16 protein-coding genes are annotated in these 16,497 nt (G+C 68.3%); 3 read left to right on the top strand and 13 right to left on the bottom strand.

Annotated elements, in window-relative coordinates; genetic code table 11:
- Positions 1-15 precede the first annotated feature (15 nt).
- From NA12_RS19495 to NA12_RS19455, 9 genes are read right to left on the bottom strand one after another with little or no spacing between them, the layout of a single operon-like run.
- Positions 16-570, bottom strand: a complete 555-nt coding sequence (locus tag NA12_RS19495; protein ID WP_067453031.1) for a GNAT family N-acetyltransferase — start codon at positions 568-570, stop codon at positions 16-18.
- Complete coding sequence (locus NA12_RS19490) at positions 567-1,544, bottom strand: ABC transporter substrate-binding protein (RefSeq protein WP_132370049.1); 978 nt, start codon at positions 1,542-1,544, stop codon at positions 567-569. The genes NA12_RS19495 and NA12_RS19490 overlap by 4 nt, the downstream gene beginning before the upstream one ends.
- A gap of 32 nt (positions 1,545-1,576) precedes the next feature.
- Positions 1,577-2,665 (bottom strand): FecCD family ABC transporter permease, encoded by a 1,089-nt coding sequence (locus NA12_RS19485; protein WP_067453020.1) that lies wholly within the window; start codon positions 2,663-2,665, stop codon positions 1,577-1,579.
- Positions 2,662-3,648, bottom strand: a complete 987-nt coding sequence (locus NA12_RS19480) for an ABC transporter ATP-binding protein (protein WP_084472922.1) — start codon at positions 3,646-3,648, stop codon at positions 2,662-2,664. Before NA12_RS19480 ends, NA12_RS19485 begins: the two co-directional genes overlap by 4 nt.
- Complete coding sequence (locus NA12_RS19475) at positions 3,645-4,601, bottom strand: GHMP family kinase ATP-binding protein (RefSeq protein ID WP_067453017.1); 957 nt, start codon at positions 4,599-4,601, stop codon at positions 3,645-3,647. The genes NA12_RS19480 and NA12_RS19475 overlap by 4 nt, the downstream gene beginning before the upstream one ends.
- Complete coding sequence (locus tag NA12_RS19470; protein WP_067453013.1) at positions 4,591-5,985, bottom strand: MFS transporter; 1,395 nt, start codon at positions 5,983-5,985, stop codon at positions 4,591-4,593. The genes NA12_RS19475 and NA12_RS19470 overlap by 11 nt, the downstream gene beginning before the upstream one ends.
- Complete coding sequence (locus tag NA12_RS19465; RefSeq protein ID WP_067453009.1) at positions 5,982-7,073, bottom strand: PLP-dependent cysteine synthase family protein; 1,092 nt, start codon at positions 7,071-7,073, stop codon at positions 5,982-5,984. The genes NA12_RS19470 and NA12_RS19465 overlap by 4 nt, the downstream gene beginning before the upstream one ends.
- Positions 7,070-7,894, bottom strand: coding sequence for a hypothetical protein (locus NA12_RS19460; RefSeq protein ID WP_067453006.1), 825 nt, complete (start codon positions 7,892-7,894; stop codon positions 7,070-7,072). Before NA12_RS19460 ends, NA12_RS19465 begins: the two co-directional genes overlap by 4 nt.
- Positions 7,891-9,156, bottom strand: coding sequence for an ATP-grasp domain-containing protein (locus NA12_RS19455; protein ID WP_174551108.1), 1,266 nt, complete (start codon positions 9,154-9,156; stop codon positions 7,891-7,893). The genes NA12_RS19460 and NA12_RS19455 overlap by 4 nt, the downstream gene beginning before the upstream one ends.
- Positions 9,157-9,310: 154 nt before the next feature.
- Between NA12_RS19455 and NA12_RS19450 the strand changes: the two genes are divergently transcribed.
- Both NA12_RS19450 and NA12_RS19445 read left to right on the top strand, forming a co-directional pair.
- Positions 9,311-10,396 carry a saccharopine dehydrogenase family protein gene (locus tag NA12_RS19450; RefSeq protein ID WP_067453003.1) on the top strand — a complete coding sequence of 362 codons (1,086 nt, stop codon included), beginning with the start codon at positions 9,311-9,313 and terminating at the stop codon, positions 10,394-10,396.
- Positions 10,393-11,004, top strand: coding sequence for a TetR/AcrR family transcriptional regulator (locus tag NA12_RS19445; protein ID WP_067453000.1), 612 nt, complete (start codon positions 10,393-10,395; stop codon positions 11,002-11,004). The genes NA12_RS19450 and NA12_RS19445 overlap by 4 nt, the downstream gene beginning before the upstream one ends.
- A gap of 47 nt (positions 11,005-11,051) precedes the next feature.
- Here the strand turns inward: NA12_RS19445 and NA12_RS19440 are convergent, their stop codons facing one another.
- The 3 genes from NA12_RS19440 to NA12_RS33725 all read right to left on the bottom strand — a co-directional run bounded on the left by NA12_RS19440 (position 11,052) and on the right by NA12_RS33725 (position 13,818).
- Positions 11,052-11,900, bottom strand: a complete 849-nt coding sequence (locus tag NA12_RS19440; protein WP_067452996.1) for a prolyl oligopeptidase family serine peptidase — start codon at positions 11,898-11,900, stop codon at positions 11,052-11,054.
- Between the two features lie 245 nt (positions 11,901-12,145).
- Positions 12,146-12,613, bottom strand: a complete 468-nt coding sequence (locus tag NA12_RS19435) for an SRPBCC family protein (RefSeq protein ID WP_067453738.1) — start codon at positions 12,611-12,613, stop codon at positions 12,146-12,148.
- Positions 12,614-12,756: 143 nt separating this feature from the next.
- A complete protein-coding gene (locus tag NA12_RS33725) occupies positions 12,757-13,818 on the bottom strand; it encodes an AraC family transcriptional regulator (RefSeq protein WP_165914841.1) in 1,062 nt (353 codons plus the stop codon).
- Here NA12_RS33725 and NA12_RS19425 point away from each other — a divergent pair.
- A complete protein-coding gene (locus NA12_RS19425; protein ID WP_084472921.1) occupies positions 13,803-15,587 on the top strand; it encodes an MFS transporter in 1,785 nt (594 codons plus the stop codon). The genes NA12_RS33725 and NA12_RS19425 overlap by 16 nt on opposite strands.
- Before the next feature lie 30 nt (positions 15,588-15,617).
- On the opposite strand, the gene NA12_RS19420 is transcribed toward NA12_RS19425, so the two are convergent.
- Complete coding sequence (locus NA12_RS19420) at positions 15,618-16,409, bottom strand: class I SAM-dependent methyltransferase (RefSeq protein WP_067452987.1); 792 nt, start codon at positions 16,407-16,409, stop codon at positions 15,618-15,620.
- Positions 16,410-16,497: the final 88 nt, after the last annotated feature.

The following is a 16,497-nucleotide window of genomic DNA, read 5'->3' as shown; positions in this document are numbered from 1 at the left end:
CGTCGGCTGCCTCTGTCAGTGCGCCTGATCGCGCTCCAGCGGGATTTCCAGGTGCACGGTTTGGAATCCCTCGTGGGGACCGCGCGCGTCGTGCACGATCCGGCCGAAGGTGAGCCAGAATTCCAGCGCACCGGCGGTTCGCGCGTCGGTGTGCAGGTACAGCTTGTCGAACGAGAGCGTTTCCCGCACATGCGTGATCGCCGCCTCGACCAGCCGCGAGGCCAGGCCGCGCCGATGATGGTCGGGCCGGACGTACACCCGGAACAGCTGCGCGGTGGTGTTGTCGGGATAGGCCAGTGCGAGCTCGGCCGGGTGCGGTGGGTGCGCCGGCCCCTGCGCCCGGATCGCCGTGGTCGCGACGATGGTGCCGTCGTGTTCGGCGACCCAGAGCCGGTTGCGCGGGTCACGCAGGTACGCGGTCTCGGGATCGATCACATCCTGGTGGTATTCGGGCAGGTAGCCGATGCCGAACACCTGGTAGAAGGTGTCGAGCATGACGCTGCGGGCACCGGGCAGGTCCGCGGGTCCGGCGGGCCGGACGAGGTAGCCAGTACTGGTCGCCGCGGTCATCGGATGCTCGCCAGTTCACGGTCGAGCACTTCCAGCCCCTCGACGGCGACCGGTCCCGGACCGGTGTAACCGAAGGGCGCCACGATGATCCGGTTCTCGCGGATCGCGCGCAGCCCCGCCAGTTCGGGCCGCTGACGCAGGGCGGTGCGCACCGATTCCGGCGTCTGATCGCCCTGGGTGAGCAGGATGATCACCGCCGGATCGCGGGCGATGAGGGTCTCGGTGTTGGCTTCGAAGTTGCGCTTGTCGATTCCGCCGTAGATGTTGTCCAGACCGAGGATTCCCATCTGCGCGTCGACGGTGCTCTTGGCGCCGTAGGCCTTCAGTTGGGCGCCGTCGCGGGAGATGATCAGTGCCGCGGCGGGGGTGCGGGTGGTGGTCGGGGAATGCCGCTGAGTGACGGCGTCGACACGTCGCTGCAGGGCAGCGACTTCCGCGTCCGCGGCGCTCGACGTGCCGAAGAGTCTGCCGTAGAGGGCGATATCGGCGAAGACGTCGTCGAAGGTGCCCGCCGCGTCGCGGCAGTAGCCGCGAGTCACGATCAGCGGGATGTTCACCTGGGCGAGGTCGTCGGGGGTCACCGACAGACCTTCGACGCTCACCACCAGGTCGGGTGAGCGGTTGATGATCTCCTCACGCGCCAGTTCCGCGGTGGGCGCGGTGATTTCGATGCCCGCGAGCTCATCGCCGTACTCGCCGGGGAATGCCGCGGCTTCGAAGGTGCGGGTGACGATGCGATCGGCGGCACCCGCGGCGGCGATGAGCGGCGCGGCGATGGAGCCGACGGTGACCACACGCTGCGGGGCGGCGTTGAAGGTGACCTCTCGGCCGCAGCTGGAGATCGACATCGGGAAGCCCTCGGCCGCCGTGCCGGTGGCCGGTGAGGGTGTGCCGCACCCGGCGACGAGAGCGCTGGTGAGCAGGGCTAGAACGGGCAACGTCGCACGCCGCGACGGGGTACTACCTGTGAACACGGTGATCGGGTTTCCTTTCGTGGAGCGAAAATTCAGGTGGACGAGCTCGCCTGGAAGCGGCGGATCAGCACCAGCAGCAGTGGCGCGCCGACCGCCGCGGTGACGATGCCGATGGGCAGTTCGCGCGGTGCGAATACGGTGCGCGCCGCCACGTCGGCGACAACCAGGAACAGCGCGCCGAGCAGTCCGCTGACCACCACCAGCTGCCGGTGCGTTCCGCCCGTGCGCAGCCGGGCGATATGCGGCACGATCAGGCCGACGAAACCGATCGCTCCCGCGACAGCCACCACTGCGCCCACCGCCAGCGCGACGATCAGCAACGCCCACAACCGGATTCGGTTCGGGGCGACACCGAGAGTGCGCGCCGTGTCGTCGCCCGCGGCGAGCGCGTCCAGCCGCGGTGCCATCAACAGCACCGCGACAACTGCTGTCACGACGACGGCCACCGTGGTTGCCACCGATGACCACGCAGCGGGGGCGAGCGAGCCGAGCAGCCAGAACAGCACGGTCCGCGCGCCTTCGGGCCGATCGGAGGCGAAGATCAGGAAGCTGGTGGCCGCAGAGAAGATGTAGCCGATGGTGACGCCGCCGAGTAACAGTCGCAGCGAGGTGAGCTGCCCGTTGATTCGCGCGAGGACGAACAGCAGCACGGTGGCGGCCAGCGCACCGGCGAACGCGCTCGCCGCGAGAGCCGTGGCAGTGGTCGCCGCGGTGAGCCCGAACAGCAGGTACACCGCGGCGCCGGTCGAGGCGCCGGAAGTGACGCCGAGGATGTGCGGATCGGCGAGCACATTGCGCACCACGGTCTGCAATACCGCGCCGGTGATCGCCAGCGCCGCCCCGACGAGCGCGCCGAGCACAACCCTGGGTACCCGCACCAGCCAGACGATGGAGTCCTGCGCGGCGGTCCAGTCGGCGGTCGCCGGGTACCCGATCGTGTGATGACCGATGATCCGAGCGACGGTTCCCGGCGGCACCGACACGGGTCCGAGCCCCGCCGCGACGAGCACCGTGACGACGAGCGCGGCACCGAGACCTCCGGCGAGCAGCAGCGCCCGGACCCGGTGCCCGGCGTGGCCGAGGTCGTCGACGGCCGGTTCTGTGCTTACGGTCGCGGTCATCGTGTTGCCGCCTCTCGCGGGTCGGGCGATGGCGAGTCGGCCCTCGCGATTTCGTGCTCGCCGGCCGTCGGCGCATTCGCTGTTCGCGATGTCGGCGAGGCTGGGGCTCGGTCGGACCGCGGTACGTCACCGCGGCGTTGCTGATCGTCGTTCGATCGATCGAGGGCCGGGAGCGTGGTCTGTGCGGTTGCCGCCGTGTCGCCGGACATCGGCACGGCGGGCTCGTCGGCTGGGCCGAAGAGCAGCTGGATCGCGCCGAACGCCGAGGTCCGGCGGACCGGGATGCCGTAGACGGGCTCGAGGATGTCCGGTGTCAGTACTTCGGCGACCGTGCCCGCCGCGGCGACGCGGCCGCCGTCGAGCAGGACGAGCCGGTCGCAGTAGCGGGCGGCCAGGTTCAGTTCGTGCAGCACCACGATGGTGGTGGTGGCGGTGAGGCCGCGGACGAGGCTGAGCAGTTCGTGCTGGTAGCGGATGTCGAGATGATTGGTCGGTTCGTCGAGCAGAAGGTGGTCGGCGCGCTGGGCCAGGGCTCTGGCGATGAGGACGCGCTGGCGTTCGCCGCCGGACAGGGTCGCGAAACGGCGCTCGGCGAGTGCTCGTGCCCCGACGTGCTCGAGCGCGGTCGCGGCGGCGATCCGGTCGGCACGCGAATACCCCTGGAACGCACCGACCCACGGCGACCTGCCGAGCAACACCGTCTCGGCCACCGTGACCGGTGTATCCGGCGCAGCTTCCTGAGCGACGACGGCGAGCCTGCCCGCGAGCTCGCGTCCGCGTAGCTGGTCTACCGGCTTGTGATCGATTACCACCGACCCCGCCGCCGGGCGCAGGGCGCGATAGATCAGCCGTAGCAGCGTGGACTTGCCCGAGCCGTTGGGGCCGATCAGCCCGACCGTGCTGCCGGGCTCGGCGCGAAAAGTGATGTCGTCGAGCGTGATTCGGCCGTCGTAGGTGAAGCGGATCTGGTCGACGGTGATCATCGTGGAGTGCTCTCTGCTCGACGGCTGGGCGACAGGTGGGTTCGGTCGCCGGGATGGACGGGTTGCTCGGTGTCGACGCCGGGCCGCCAGGAGTGGTGCACCGTGACCGAGCAGGCGAAGGCCTCGCAGATCTGGTGCGCGGCGACGATTTGTTCACGAATGCGCGGATCGTCGTCGGCCAGCAGCACACCGGTGGTCGTGCCGCTGTGCGCGACGACCACGCCGACCGCCCCGATCGCCCGCGCCGCGCGGATCGTCGCGTCCAGATGCGGGCGCTCGCGCCGTGCGGCGCTCAGGACCGCGCTGCGGGTGGACACCGCCCCGATCCCGGCGAGGTCACCGCGCGCGACCGCGACACCGAGCACGGCGAGTAGCCGGTCGTACTCGCGTTTGTCCGCCCAGCTGAAACATCCACCGGCGCGGTTGAATTCGATGGTGTCGACCGTGCCGCCCTCGTCGCCGGTGACGATCGTCAGCGCGGGCAGGGTCCCGAGCCGAGCCAGGAGCCGAACCTCCCGATGGAAGTACGCGACGGTTCCCGGATACATGACACCGTCGGACGGTTCGATGGCGCGCAGGTCGGCCTCGAGTTCGCCGACCGGGACGGAGCGGCCCTCGGCGTCGGCTACCGCACGGGCGGTGGCGACGAGATCAGCGGTGGAACTGGCCAATCCCTTGCCCTCGGGCAGTTCGCTGTGCAGTGTCAGCCGTCCGCCGCGCAGCACCCGGGACCGGGCGGCCATCGCGCTCGCCAGCCTGCGGGCTTTCGATTTCTGTTGTGGGACAACAGTAATGTCGTCGCCGCCGGGTTCGAAGACGGCGACGGAGCCGCGCCGGATGGGCAAGGTGACCAGAAAGTGCCGATCGCGCGCGGTGACGCCTTGGAGCAGCTCCCCGCAGCTGCCGTAGGCACGACCGACGCCGATCCCGGCAGTGGTGAAGTCAGCGGTCATCGGTATCACCGCTCTTCGTCGCGGCGCACCGGGAACTGGCCTGCGCCAGTGCGACACGGCCTGCGTCAGCGATTTCGGAGGGCGAAGAAGCCGGAGGATCTGGTTCCGTGTCGACGGTCTCGGCCGCGGTAGTCGTCTGGTCTCGGTCGGGCAGTACACCTCGCCGGTGCAACTGCACAACAGCGATCGCCGACAACAGTCCCGCCGCGGCGCAGAACAGCGCGGGTGGCCAGGTGAGCGCGCCGCCCGACCGGTCGAGCACAGCGCCGGTCATCGAGGTGGCCGCGACGGTGAAGATCCCCGAGGCGAGGTAGAACGCGCCGAAATAGGTCCCCGTCAGCCGATGCCCGGCGAAGCGGCCGATCGCCTCGTTGACGAACGGCTGGACCGCTGTCACCCCGATGGCGAGCAGCACCGCGGCCGCGAGCACGGGCGCTGTTCGGATCACGGTGCCCGAGAGCCCGTTTCCCGCCTCGGCGACCAGGCCCGCCACGGCAGGCGGCAGCAGGAACGAGGCACCCATGACCGCCATCCCGAGCGCCATCGCGGGCCCGCGCTGTGGCCTGCGAGCCAGCACCGAGGTGACCCGGACCTGCAACGCCACCACCGCGATCGTCTCCACCACGAACAGCGCGGCTACCGCGCCGGGCCGGTACCCCGGTGCCGCGCTGTCCTGCGCCTGCAGCGTGAACAGGAAATAGATCTGACTCATCAGCGCGAACATCGGCATCAGGGCGAGCGTGAACGCCCAGAACCGTCGATCCGAGAACACCGTCGCGAAATCGGCGCCGACACCACCGTCGTGCCGTGGCACCGGCCGGGCGGGCAGCAGCAGCCACTGCACCACCGCGAGCACCGCGAAGATCGCCGCCGCGACCAGCGCGGAGATCCGGAAACCGGCCGCGATCAACACCGTGCCGATTACCGGCCCGATCGCCGAGCCCGCATTGCCGAACACATTGAACAGCGCGAACGCCTGCGCCGACCGGGCTCCGCTGTCCCGGGCGATGAACGCGCGGACCGCCGGATTGAACAGCGCGCCCGCGAAACCCGTGAGCACCGAAGCGGCCAGCACCACGGCCAGCGACCCGCCGACGGCGAACAGCGCGAAGCCGAGCGCTCTGATGGCGAGGCCGGTCATGATCACGCCGCGAGCGCCGAGCCGGTCCGCCGCCGAGCCGCCGACCAGGAACAGCCCCTGTTGGCTGAGGTTGCGCACACCGAGCACCACACCGACCACGGCCGCCGACAGCGCGAGATCCTGGAGCAGATATTCGGCCAGGAACGGCACCAGCAGGTAGAAACCGATGTGGCCCACACAGTGATTCACCAACAGCAGCCGCACCGCGCCCGGCATCGCACGAAAGGTGGTGATGCCGTTCATTCGGCGGCTCCGGTGATGTCTGCCTGACAAGTCGCCGCTGGGGCGATCCAGGTCGATACCTCCGCGACGGGATCGCGCACGACCGAACATCGCCCCCAACCGGTCACCTCGGTGTCGGTCGGGGTGTCGAGCTCGGTGGGTGCGGTCGTCTTCGCGTCGAGCAGTCCGTTGACGCGGCACCATTCGTCGTCGTAGATGGTGCGCAGGTAGCGGTGCGGTCCATCGGGAAACACCGTGAGAACACGGGATTCGGGTTCGCGCTCGGCCATCCAGCCGGCTACCAACGCCGCCGCGCCGGTGCTCCAACCGCCCGCGATACCGGTCGAGGCGGCGAGCCGCCTGCACGACGCGACCGTCTCGGCGGCCCCGACCCAGTGCACCTCCTCGAAATCGGTATAGGCCACGTTGCGGGGCAGGATGCTGCTACCGAGACCCCGCATGAGCCTGCGCCGGTCGGGTTGGCCGAAGATGCGCGAGCCGACCGCATCCACCCCGACCACCCGCAGCCCGGGCCAGCGCGAGCGCAGCACACGGGCGAGTCCCGCGCAGTGCCCACCGGACCCGATCGAGGCGACCAGCACATCGACGGTGTCGACCTGGTCGAGGATCTCCGCGCCCATCTCGACATAGCCGCCCGCGTTGTCGGGATTGTCGTACTGGTCAGGCCAGTACGCGCCCGGGGTCGTCGCGAGCAATTCGGCGAGCCGATCCAGTCTGGCCCGCTGCCAGCCACCGGTGGGGTGCGGTGTGGCGACCACGTGGAGTGTCACCTGAAACGCCGAGAACAAGGAGCGCAGCTCGGGTTCCAGCTCGTCGTCGACCACGAGCAGCACGGGATGTCCGAGTGCTTTGCCGGCCAGCGCCAGCCCCAGGCCGAGGGTGCCGCTGGTGGACTCGATGATCGGCGCACCCGGTGCGAGCTCGCCGCGGGCGGTGGCCGCGCGCAGCATCGACACCGCGGCGCGCGATTTCATTCCCGCCAGGCTGGCAGCTTCGAGTTTCGCTGTGTACCAGCTTCGTTCGGTGTGAATCGGCACAGTGGGGGTGCCGCCGATCAGTCGCAGAAGGGCGGGCTGCGGTGAGTTCATGACAGCTCTCGGTAGGTGACGATCGTGCTGGGACCGCCGTCGAGGGAGAAGAATGGGTAGGGCTCGGCGCAGATCGCGTGCACGCCGGCGCCGAGGAACCACGGCAGTACCGCGCTCCCGGTCTGGGCGAACAGCGCCAGGGGGATGTCACGATCGATGGCGGTGGCCCGGAACTCGTCGAAACTGTTGTTGCCCAGAGTCATTCCGGTGACCAGCATGGCGTCGTAGTCCGCCGGAGCCTGCGCGACGGATTCGTACACAGGCTCGCCCCACTCGGTGATCCCGCCCGCGAGATCGCAAGGCAGATACTCGATCGCGCGGGAGCGCAACTCGGCCAACAGTGAGCCGACCACGCCGACGACGAGTACCTTGCCGAGCCCCTTCGGCAGCAGCCCTACGACGGCCGACGCGCGCCGACGTGATTTTGTCAGCGAGGTCGGCCCGTCGATCACCACGTGCTCACCTGTCGCGCCGGCGGCGAACGGATGCGGACGCACATGCATCAGATAGGCGTCCAGCGCCGCGATCCTGACCTCGGCGCGCGGATGCTCGAGCAGCTCGGCGATCGAGGCTGCGACGCAGTCGTCAACGAGTTCCGCAGTGGCCGTGGAGGGTTCGAGTCCGCACGAGCCGACGGCCGCACCGAGCCGGATGCTGAGCACTTCGTTGCGATAGCCGCGGGTCCGTCCAGGGTGGCGAGTGCCGTAGGTGGTGCGGAACGCCGTCGAGGCGTGCAGGGATGCGACGTCGGGTCCGAGTCGGCCCGAGCGCGCCCACTCGGTGAGTTCGGCGACCGAGCTGGGTCGTGCGCAGACGGTCATACCGCACCGCCGGGGGCGGCGAGATCGAAGCGCAGGTCCGCGATCAGCTTCCGGGCACGCTCACCCGCGCCGCCGGGTGCCCCGTCGGCGACCATGACATGACCGAGGTAGCTGTTGTTGTCGGTCGCGGCTCGCACCCGTGTGCCGGGCTCCGGCAGGGCGAACTCCACGATCATGGGGTCCTCGGCCCAGTGCGCCGTGCCGGCGACCCCGTCGAGAACGCCGGTCTCGGTGGGGACGGCGAAGGCGACCGCCGCGCTCGCGACCTCGGTCGGGCGAGGCGTCAGGTCCGGTGTCCCGCCCGCGGCGAGGTCGGCATACGTCGCGGCCAAGTCGATTCCGGTGACCCGCCGGATGAGTTCGGTGATCCGGTTACCCGCGGGTCGTGGGTTCACCTCGATCAGTCGCGGTCCCTGTGCGCCGAGTTTGATCTCGGTGTGCGCGACGGTCGCGTCCAGCCCCAAAGCCGCGACGGCCGCCAGCGCCAGCTCGACTACTGCGTCGGTGTCCGCGTTCGACAGCTCGGCGGGGAACATGTGGCCCGATTCGATGAACGCGGGCGCACCGGTGACCTGCTTGTCGGTCACGCCGATCACCGTGGTGTGCCCGGCCACGGTCACTGTCTCCACACTGAATTCCGGGCCGTCCACACACTCTTCGAGCAGCACCCGCGACGAACGGCGCTGCCCGCGTGCGTTGACCGTGAACCCGGCGAGCTGGTCCACCGCGGTGTGCAACTCGGTCTCGTCCGCTACGCGCCGGACGAACATCCCACCGCACAGATCGACCGGCTTCACCACCAGTGGGTAGCCGAGCCGTGCTGCGGCGCAGGCGATCTCGTGCCATGTCTCCGCCACGGCGAACTCCGGCCCGGCAACGCCCGCGGCCCGGCAGACCTGCCTGGTTCGGTGCTTGTCGCACGCGTCGGCCACCGCTGTGCGGCCGGGGCCGGGCAGGCCGAGTTCGGCGGCGATCGCGGCGACTGTGGGCAGGTAGTAGTCGCACGAGGTGAGGACACCGTCGAAGGCGAAGGCCCCGTGCAGTTTTCGCACGTACGGCAGCAGCGTGGCCAGGTCGTTGGTCTCGGCGGTGAACACATTGTCCGCGGCGAGCAGGGGGTGCGGCGACGGCGTTCCCGGCCGGAGATAGTGCGCTAAGTCCCTGGTCAGGAAGCTGAATCTGTGCCCGGTGTTGGTGATTCCCGCCGGTAGCAGGGTGCTCATCGAGCCGACCCAACTCTCCACCATCAGCAGATGTCCCATGTAGCCTCCCAGCCTCACGCAAGAAGCTAATGATAACCATTATCGTTAACTTTGCGATAGTCGAACCTGGGTCGGCCGAAGGGGAATGGGAACCGCGGGGGTCGGCGCTCTGCCGATCCGCCTCATTTTAGGTCGAGTGACCTATAATGGGGTCATGCTCGATGAACTCACGCTCGATCCCGAAGGTCCCGTCTTGCTGGTCGGTGGGTATGGCACCGTCGGCGCCGAGGTGGCCCGCATGGCAGCGTCCGTATTCCCACTGGCCTTGACGGGTCGTTCGCCGGAGCGCGGCCGGGTACTGGCCGAGGAACTCGGAGCGGAACTGCGAGTGTGGGATCTGGCGGATCCCACCGTGTTCCGAGCGCGAGCGCGCGCGGTGGTCAGCCTGGTCAACGACCCCGATGATCGGGTGCTGCGCGCCGCGATCGGCGCGGCGATTCCCTACGTGGACATCACGCGGTGGACCTCTCGATTGCAGCGCGCGGCTACCGTCACCGCGCTGCTGGATACACGCGCCCCGGTGGTGCTGTCCTCATCGTGGATGGGGGGAGTGGTCGGGTTGGTCGCGGCGCATCTCGCCGCCGGACTGGGCGGCGCCGACCGCGTCGAAGTGGCGATCCGCTGGGATATGCGAGACCGGGCCGGGTCGGACTCGGTCGAGTTCATCGACCGGCTCGGACTCGACTACGAAGTCGTCCGTGGTGGGCAGCGCACGACGATCATGCCGCTCACCGACGTGAGCAGGGTGCGCATCGGTGACAGCGTCACGAAGGTGGCGCGCATCGACACCCCCGAGCAATTCACCCTTCCCCTCGCCCTCGGTGTCACAACGGCCATCACCCGCATCGGGTTCAGTTCCGCCGCGTCGACATCGGCGTTGCTCACGGCCAAACGCCTTGGATTGTTTCGGTTGGCGCGCGGTGAGCGCTTCACCGGCGCTCGGCGAGCACTGCTGTACTCGCCGGGCAAAGGCGGCACGGCTCGGGTGCGCGTCGATGTCGAACGCGAGGGTTCATCGCGCACCGCCCTGATCACCGACCCCGCCGGGCAGGCGCATCTCACCGCGGTCGGGGCGTTCGCGGCCTTGCATCGGGCACTGGGCACCGACGGTGCCGCAGCTCGGGTCGGTGTCAATTTCCCCGAGCAGACCCCACTTCCGGAATCGGTACCGGCATTCCTCGCGTCGATGGGGGTGGAATTGGCGATCACGGCCGACGCCGAGGCAGTGTCGACGGCATGAGTGAACAGCAGAGCAGTGTCGGCCGTGGCGTCGCGGCGACCGACAAGGGGGCGCGGCGGCGCGCGCAGTTGCTCGACGCCGCCGAGCAGATCCTGATCGAACACGGGCACGCGCAGCTGACGATGCGTGCGGTCGCCGATGCGGCCGAAGTTCGACTGGGACATCTGCAGTACTACTTTCCCGGCCACGCCGACCTGGTCGCCGCCGTGCTCGATCGCACGATGCAACGTTCGATGCAACGGTTGGCGCCGCTGATGGCTGCCGCGGACCACACCGTCGACGCCTCCGAACTGCCCCGAATGCTGCTGGCCGAACAGCACGATTCGAACCTGGTTCGTATCTACGCCGAACTCTGGGCGCTGGCCGGGCGTGACACCGCCGTCGCCTCCGTGGTGCAAGCCTTCTACCGGACCTACGAGGCGTATGTCGCGGCCGCGATCGGCGCCAGGCATCCGGGGCTCTCCGAAGCGGCCTGCCTGGTGAAAGCCCGCGTCTTCACCGTCCTCGTCGAAGGCGCGGCCCTGTTCCGGTCCGGTATCGCCGCCACCGCCGACGATGACACCGACGCCGCCATCATCGCCACGGCCACCGCCTTGCTCGGTGAGTGACATCGATCATTCGGGTCGGCCGCGAGTTCGGTCGGCTGGCGTCAACGCTAGCGAGCCGGTCTGCCCCGACCTGCAGTCAGCCGCTGGAGGAACCATTGCGTCAAGATCTCGTCGACCGCCTCGGCCGAAGGCAGTTGTGGGGTCGGTTCCAGGCCGGGTTCCTCGGCCAGCGGATGCGGCAGACCTGGCACAGTCGCCAGCTCGACGGTGTCCGGGTGCGTGTACTGCTCGCGCAACGCCGTGACCAGGTCGGTGGCGTCGGTCCGAAACGTCGGGTGGTCCAGCTCGCCGCTGACCAGGAGCACCGGCGGTTGCGCCCTCACGCCGCCGGCGACGCGGGCGACATAGTCCAATTCGTCAGCGGCCCTGCGGGACTCGGCGGTCCATGGGTATGCCTGCCCGAACCCGGCTTCGATGACCTCGACCGCGGACCGAATCCGCGCGGCCGGGTTGACCAGCGCGACAGCCTTGATCGGAACCTGCCCCGTGGTCAGCACCTCCAACGCCACGGCTCCGCCCAGGGAACCGCCGAGGACGCCGACCGGCTCGTCGTCGACCGGCAGTTGATCGCGCAGCGCGGCCAGCGCGGCCGGGAATTCATCAGCGGCCTGGTACACGAACGGGGCAAGAAATGCCATCAACGGGTCCTTGCGAATGAGTTCGATGACGGCGTCGACACGGCCGTCGACCATCCGCGCACCGCACATCGGCATACCGAGGTGCACCCGCCAGGCAGGCACCCGGGCCATGGGCAGCGCGGCCGCGAAGGCCGCGTCCGTGCGGGGCGCGTCCAGCATGTGCCAGGTCACGATCAACGGCGCGGGGCCGTCGGCGGCGCCGGTCGGCGGGAGCGCCGTGAACGGTACGCCCGCCGCGGTACCGGTGATCGTCTCCATGCGTCCTCCTACGGTTTTCGTGGCCAGTCAGACCACGGTAGACGCGCTCGAAGCGCCTCGGATCTCCTTTCTGCCAAGGGTGAAACCGGCGCGGTGCCCGAGTGGTGTGGGAGTTCCTCAACGCCGACTGACCGCGGACCCGTCCTCGCCGCGCGCGAACGCCCCGCGCTCGAATGAGCGCGGGGCGTTGCGTTCCGGCATGCGCGACAGCAGAATCCTGGCCGCCGCGTCGGCGTGTCGTGGGGTCAGATCCCCGCGTCGGGGCGGGAGATATCGCCACGCCAAGCTCCGGTCGCGTGGCCTTCGCTCTCGATGAACTGCTTGAAGCGTTTCATGTCACCGTTGACTCGGTGTTCGAGTACGCCCAGCTTGTCGGCGGCGGTTTCGACGAAACCCTCCGGGTCGATATCCATCTGGGTGGTGATCCGGGTGTGGGTGTCGTCGAGACGGTGGAATGTGACTACTCCGGCGTGGCTGGGGCCGTCGTCGGATCTCCACGCGACCCGCTCGTCCGGGTGCTGTTCGGTGATGGTGGCGTCGAATTCCCGCGTCGAGGGGCCGACGTGGATGCGCCAGTGAGTGTGGCGGTCGTCGATTTGGTCGATCCGCTCGACGCCTTCCATGAACTGCGGAAAGGTTTCGAACTGGGTCCACTGGTTGTAAGCGGTACGGATCGGGACGTCTACATCGACAGTTGCGGCTACCGTGCTCACGGGTACTCCTTCCCCAGCCTGTCCGCGTCGCCGCGACAGACTGGATTCGATCACAGCTGCACACCTTCGAAGCGCTGCAACTCCTACAGTGGCTGCCTACCCGGGGCCCGAAAGTGCAAACAGGAGTGAGGTATCGGAGGCTTTCACCGGCGGTAGGTGCTCGGCGGGTTGCCCGTCCACCGGGTGAACGATCTGCTGAACGCCGCGGGACCGGAGTATCCGAGGCGTATCGCGGTCTCCTGCACGGTGAGTCCGAGGACGCCGAGCATGTCGATCGCGAGTGCGCAGCGGACTTCCTCGTTGAGGGCACGGAAGCTGGTCCCCTCCGCGGTGAGCATTCGATGCAGCGTGCGGCGGTCCATGTTCAGCGTCTTCGCGATTTCTTCGGCCGTGGACGTGGTGCCGACCTGCTGGAGGAGCATTGCGCGAATTCTGGTGGCGAGTCGACCGCGCTCACTTCGCTGCTGCAACAGATCCAGGCAGTGCTTCTCGCAGAGCGCGGCCGTGGCGGGATCGGGCATCGACATCGGTTCGGCGAGTAGATCGATCGGAAACGTCAGGCCGGTGCTCGGCCGATCGGCGAAGATCGGGAACCGCCGGACCGGGTCGTGGGACACATCGGAGAGCATCTGCGCCATGCCGTCGGTCATGGCGTCCGCGCTGCGGCTGGGCAGTGCCAGTTCGAGGCGGGTATCACCGAGACGATCGGCGAGCCGTGGGCTGAGGCAACGCAGCACGATCACACCGAAGATGATCACGATGTCACGTTCGAGCAGAAACGCGCGGACGTCGGTGGGGAGGTCGTCGTCTCGGAATTCGATCCGCCCGGCCGTCTGGTTGAGATCGACCGTGATGTCGACGAACCGGTTACCGATCCGCAGGGTCCGCAGTGCGACCCCTAGCGCTTCACCCGCCGTGGGGCTGCTGAGCATGGCGAAACCCAGCAGCCCGAAGTTGGCCAAGGTGAAGCGTCTCGCCACCTCGGTGCCGAGTCCCGTTCTGTCGCCGACGGTCTGCACCAGATTGCGTGCGACCGAGAGTTCCTGGATCGCTTCGACTTCCAGATCGTCGGCATCGAGGTCGTCCGGTCGCAGGCCGGTCGAGGCGAGCAGTCGACGCTCGGTGACACCGTGGTCGGTGCCGACCCGCACCATGTGACGGACTCCGATGATGCCGCGTCTGAAGTCCCATGACGGTCGCTCCACCGGTCCGAAAGTATCACGGATCTGTCCCATTTGAGCATTTCGGCCACACCCGACGGTCAATACAGTGGCGTGCAGTGGGCCGGAAGTCGGCGCGGGTTCGCCGGTGGGCGGCTCGGTGCCGTCCGGCAGGGACAAGAAGGGCACTTCACGTGAATTCCCCGGTGATTCGATGGCTCGGCCTGGTGGCATTGTGCTTCGCCGAAATGCTGGTGTTCGTGGACAACACCATTGTGAATGTCGCATTGCCGACGATTGCCACCGATCTGGGTGCGGGCATGTCCGGATTGCAGATGGTGGTGGACATGTACACGCTGGTATTCGCCGGATTGCTTCTCACCGGTGGCTATCTGGGAGACCGGTTCGGGCGCAAGACCGTACTCCTCATCGGCATAGTGGGGTTCGCGGCCGTGTCGGTGGTCGCGGCAATATCGAACAACCTCGGGCAGCTGATCGCCGCGCGGGCCGGCCTCGGACTCTTCGCTGCGCTGGTGTTCCCGGCCACCTTGGCGATCGTGGTGATCCTGTTCGACGACCTGCGGGAACGGGCGATCGCGGTCGCCACCTGGGCCGCTGTCGCCGGAGTCGCCGCCGCGATCGGCCCGACGGTCGGCGGCTGGTTGCTCGATCACTACTCGTGGGGTTCGATCTTCTGGATCAACGTGCCCGCCGGTGCCATTGCGTTCGTCGGTGTGGCGGTTCTAGTTCCGCAGAGTCGCAATCTCGAGGTCGGTCCGTTCGATGTCGGTGGAATGGTGCTCTCGATACTCGGCATATCGATCTTCGTCTACAGCGTGATCGAGGCGCCGAATCACGGTTGGCTGTCACTGCGCACCATCGCCGGGCTGGTGATCGGTTCGGTGGTGATCGCCGCATACGTGGTGTGGGAGAACCGTTTCTCGTCGCCGTTGTTCGATGTGCGATTGTTCCGCGACCGCAACTTCGCCACGGCGGCAATGTTGCTGACCTTCGGAATGTTCGCGCTGATGGGATTCGTATTTCTCATGACGCAATATTTTCAGGGCGTCAAAGAATATCCGCCGTTCGAAACAGGCATCCGCACTGTGCCTTTCGCGATCGCCATGGTGGTGTTCGCCGGGCCCGGCATGTGGCTGGGTTCGAAGATCGGAGCCGGTCGCGTGGCCGCGATGGGGTCGCTGGTGATGGCCGCCGCCTTCTGGCTGACCATCCGCTACGACATGTACACGTCGTATTGGGGTGTCATCGTTCCGGTGATGGTGACGCTGGCCCTCGGTGTGGCGCTCGTCTCCGGCCCTGCGACGTTCGCGGTGCTCAACGAGTTGTCGAGCGGCCAGGTCGGTGCGGGGTCGGCTGTCAACGATACGAGCCGCGAACTCGGTGGAACGTTGGGCGTCGCGGTACTCGGTTCGGTCCTGGCCTCGGTGTACTCGGCAAAGGTGGCCGATGGCCTGGATGCCGTCCTGGTACCCGAGCAAGCCCGCGCCGCGGCGACGAATTCGATGATGTCGGGTGTTCATACCGCGCGGTCGATTCCCGGCCCCACCGGTATCCAACTCGCCGACCTCGTGAAGGCGGCCTTCCTGGATGGTTTCCATTCGGCGTCCCTCGTCGCCGGTGGTGTCGCGGCCGTTGCCGCAGTGGCGGGATGGTTCCTTCTCCCCGCACGCTCCCACACCGGCGACGCGTCGTCCGGTGCCGGCTCCGCTCAGAGCCCGGTCGCCTCGGCGACGCCGAACAACTCGTTCACGATCGTGTCGGCCTCGAACCCCGAGATCCTCGAGCGGAAGTAGGGCACACCGCGGGTGGGGATCGAGTAGTCCCTAGCTGTGTTTGAGGACGGCGGTCCGCCGCGACAGCTGGGCCCGCAACTGCAGGAACCGGAACAGTCCTGGCCGACCGACGACGGCTTCGTAGCGGTCGACGACGTCGTCGATGAAGGCGGGGATGTCGGCGGAGGGAAGGCGGGCCGTCCAGTCCCCGAACCCGACTGTGCACCACCGGGCGAAGGCCTCGCGTGAGCCGAAGTCCCATTCCCGGTCGGTCACCGAGTGCGCGATGACCTCGAGGTCGGCACTCGCCGCGATCGAGGACAGCGCGTCGGGATCGATATGCACGAAGGGGCGCGCGAACCCGGCGAACGCTGTCGACCAGCGCGCATCGCCGGTGACCGCCATCGCGACGTCCTCGATGCTCGGGCGGGGTCCGCCGCAGACATACTGCACGAGCGCCCGTCCGCCGGGTTCGAGTGCCGCGGCGATGTGCCGGTAGGCCGCCTGCTGGTCGGGCACCCAGTGCAGTGCGTTGAACGAGACGATGAGGTCGAAGTCGCGAGGGAAGGTCATGGTGGTGACGTCGCCGACTCCGAAGTCGATGTTCGTGAGCTGGTCGTCGGCCGTGCGGGCGGCCTCGATCATCCGCGGTGACGGGTCGATGCCGAGCACGGAACCCGCGGGCACCCGCGCCGCGATCAGGCGCGTCACATAGCCGTCGCCACAACCCACGTCGAGGACGTGCTCGGCACCCGCGAGCGAGACGGACTCCACCGCGTCCGTCGCCATCGTGCGCTGCAGTCCACTGATGTGGGCGTAGCCCGCGCCGTCCCAGTTCGCCATCTACGACACACCCCGCTGCGGAACAGCGCTCTCGACCGGCGGGGCGTCGTCCGGGATTTCCTGAGCTGGCATACCCGTATTGTCGCTA

The sequence above is a fragment of the Nocardia alba NBRC 108234 genome (assembly GCF_001612665.1).
Classification (GTDB): domain Bacteria; phylum Actinomycetota; class Actinomycetes; order Mycobacteriales; family Mycobacteriaceae; genus Nocardia; species Nocardia alba.
The sequence above is the reverse complement of the archived record's forward strand: the minus strand, read 5'-3'. Positions and strand labels throughout refer to the sequence as shown.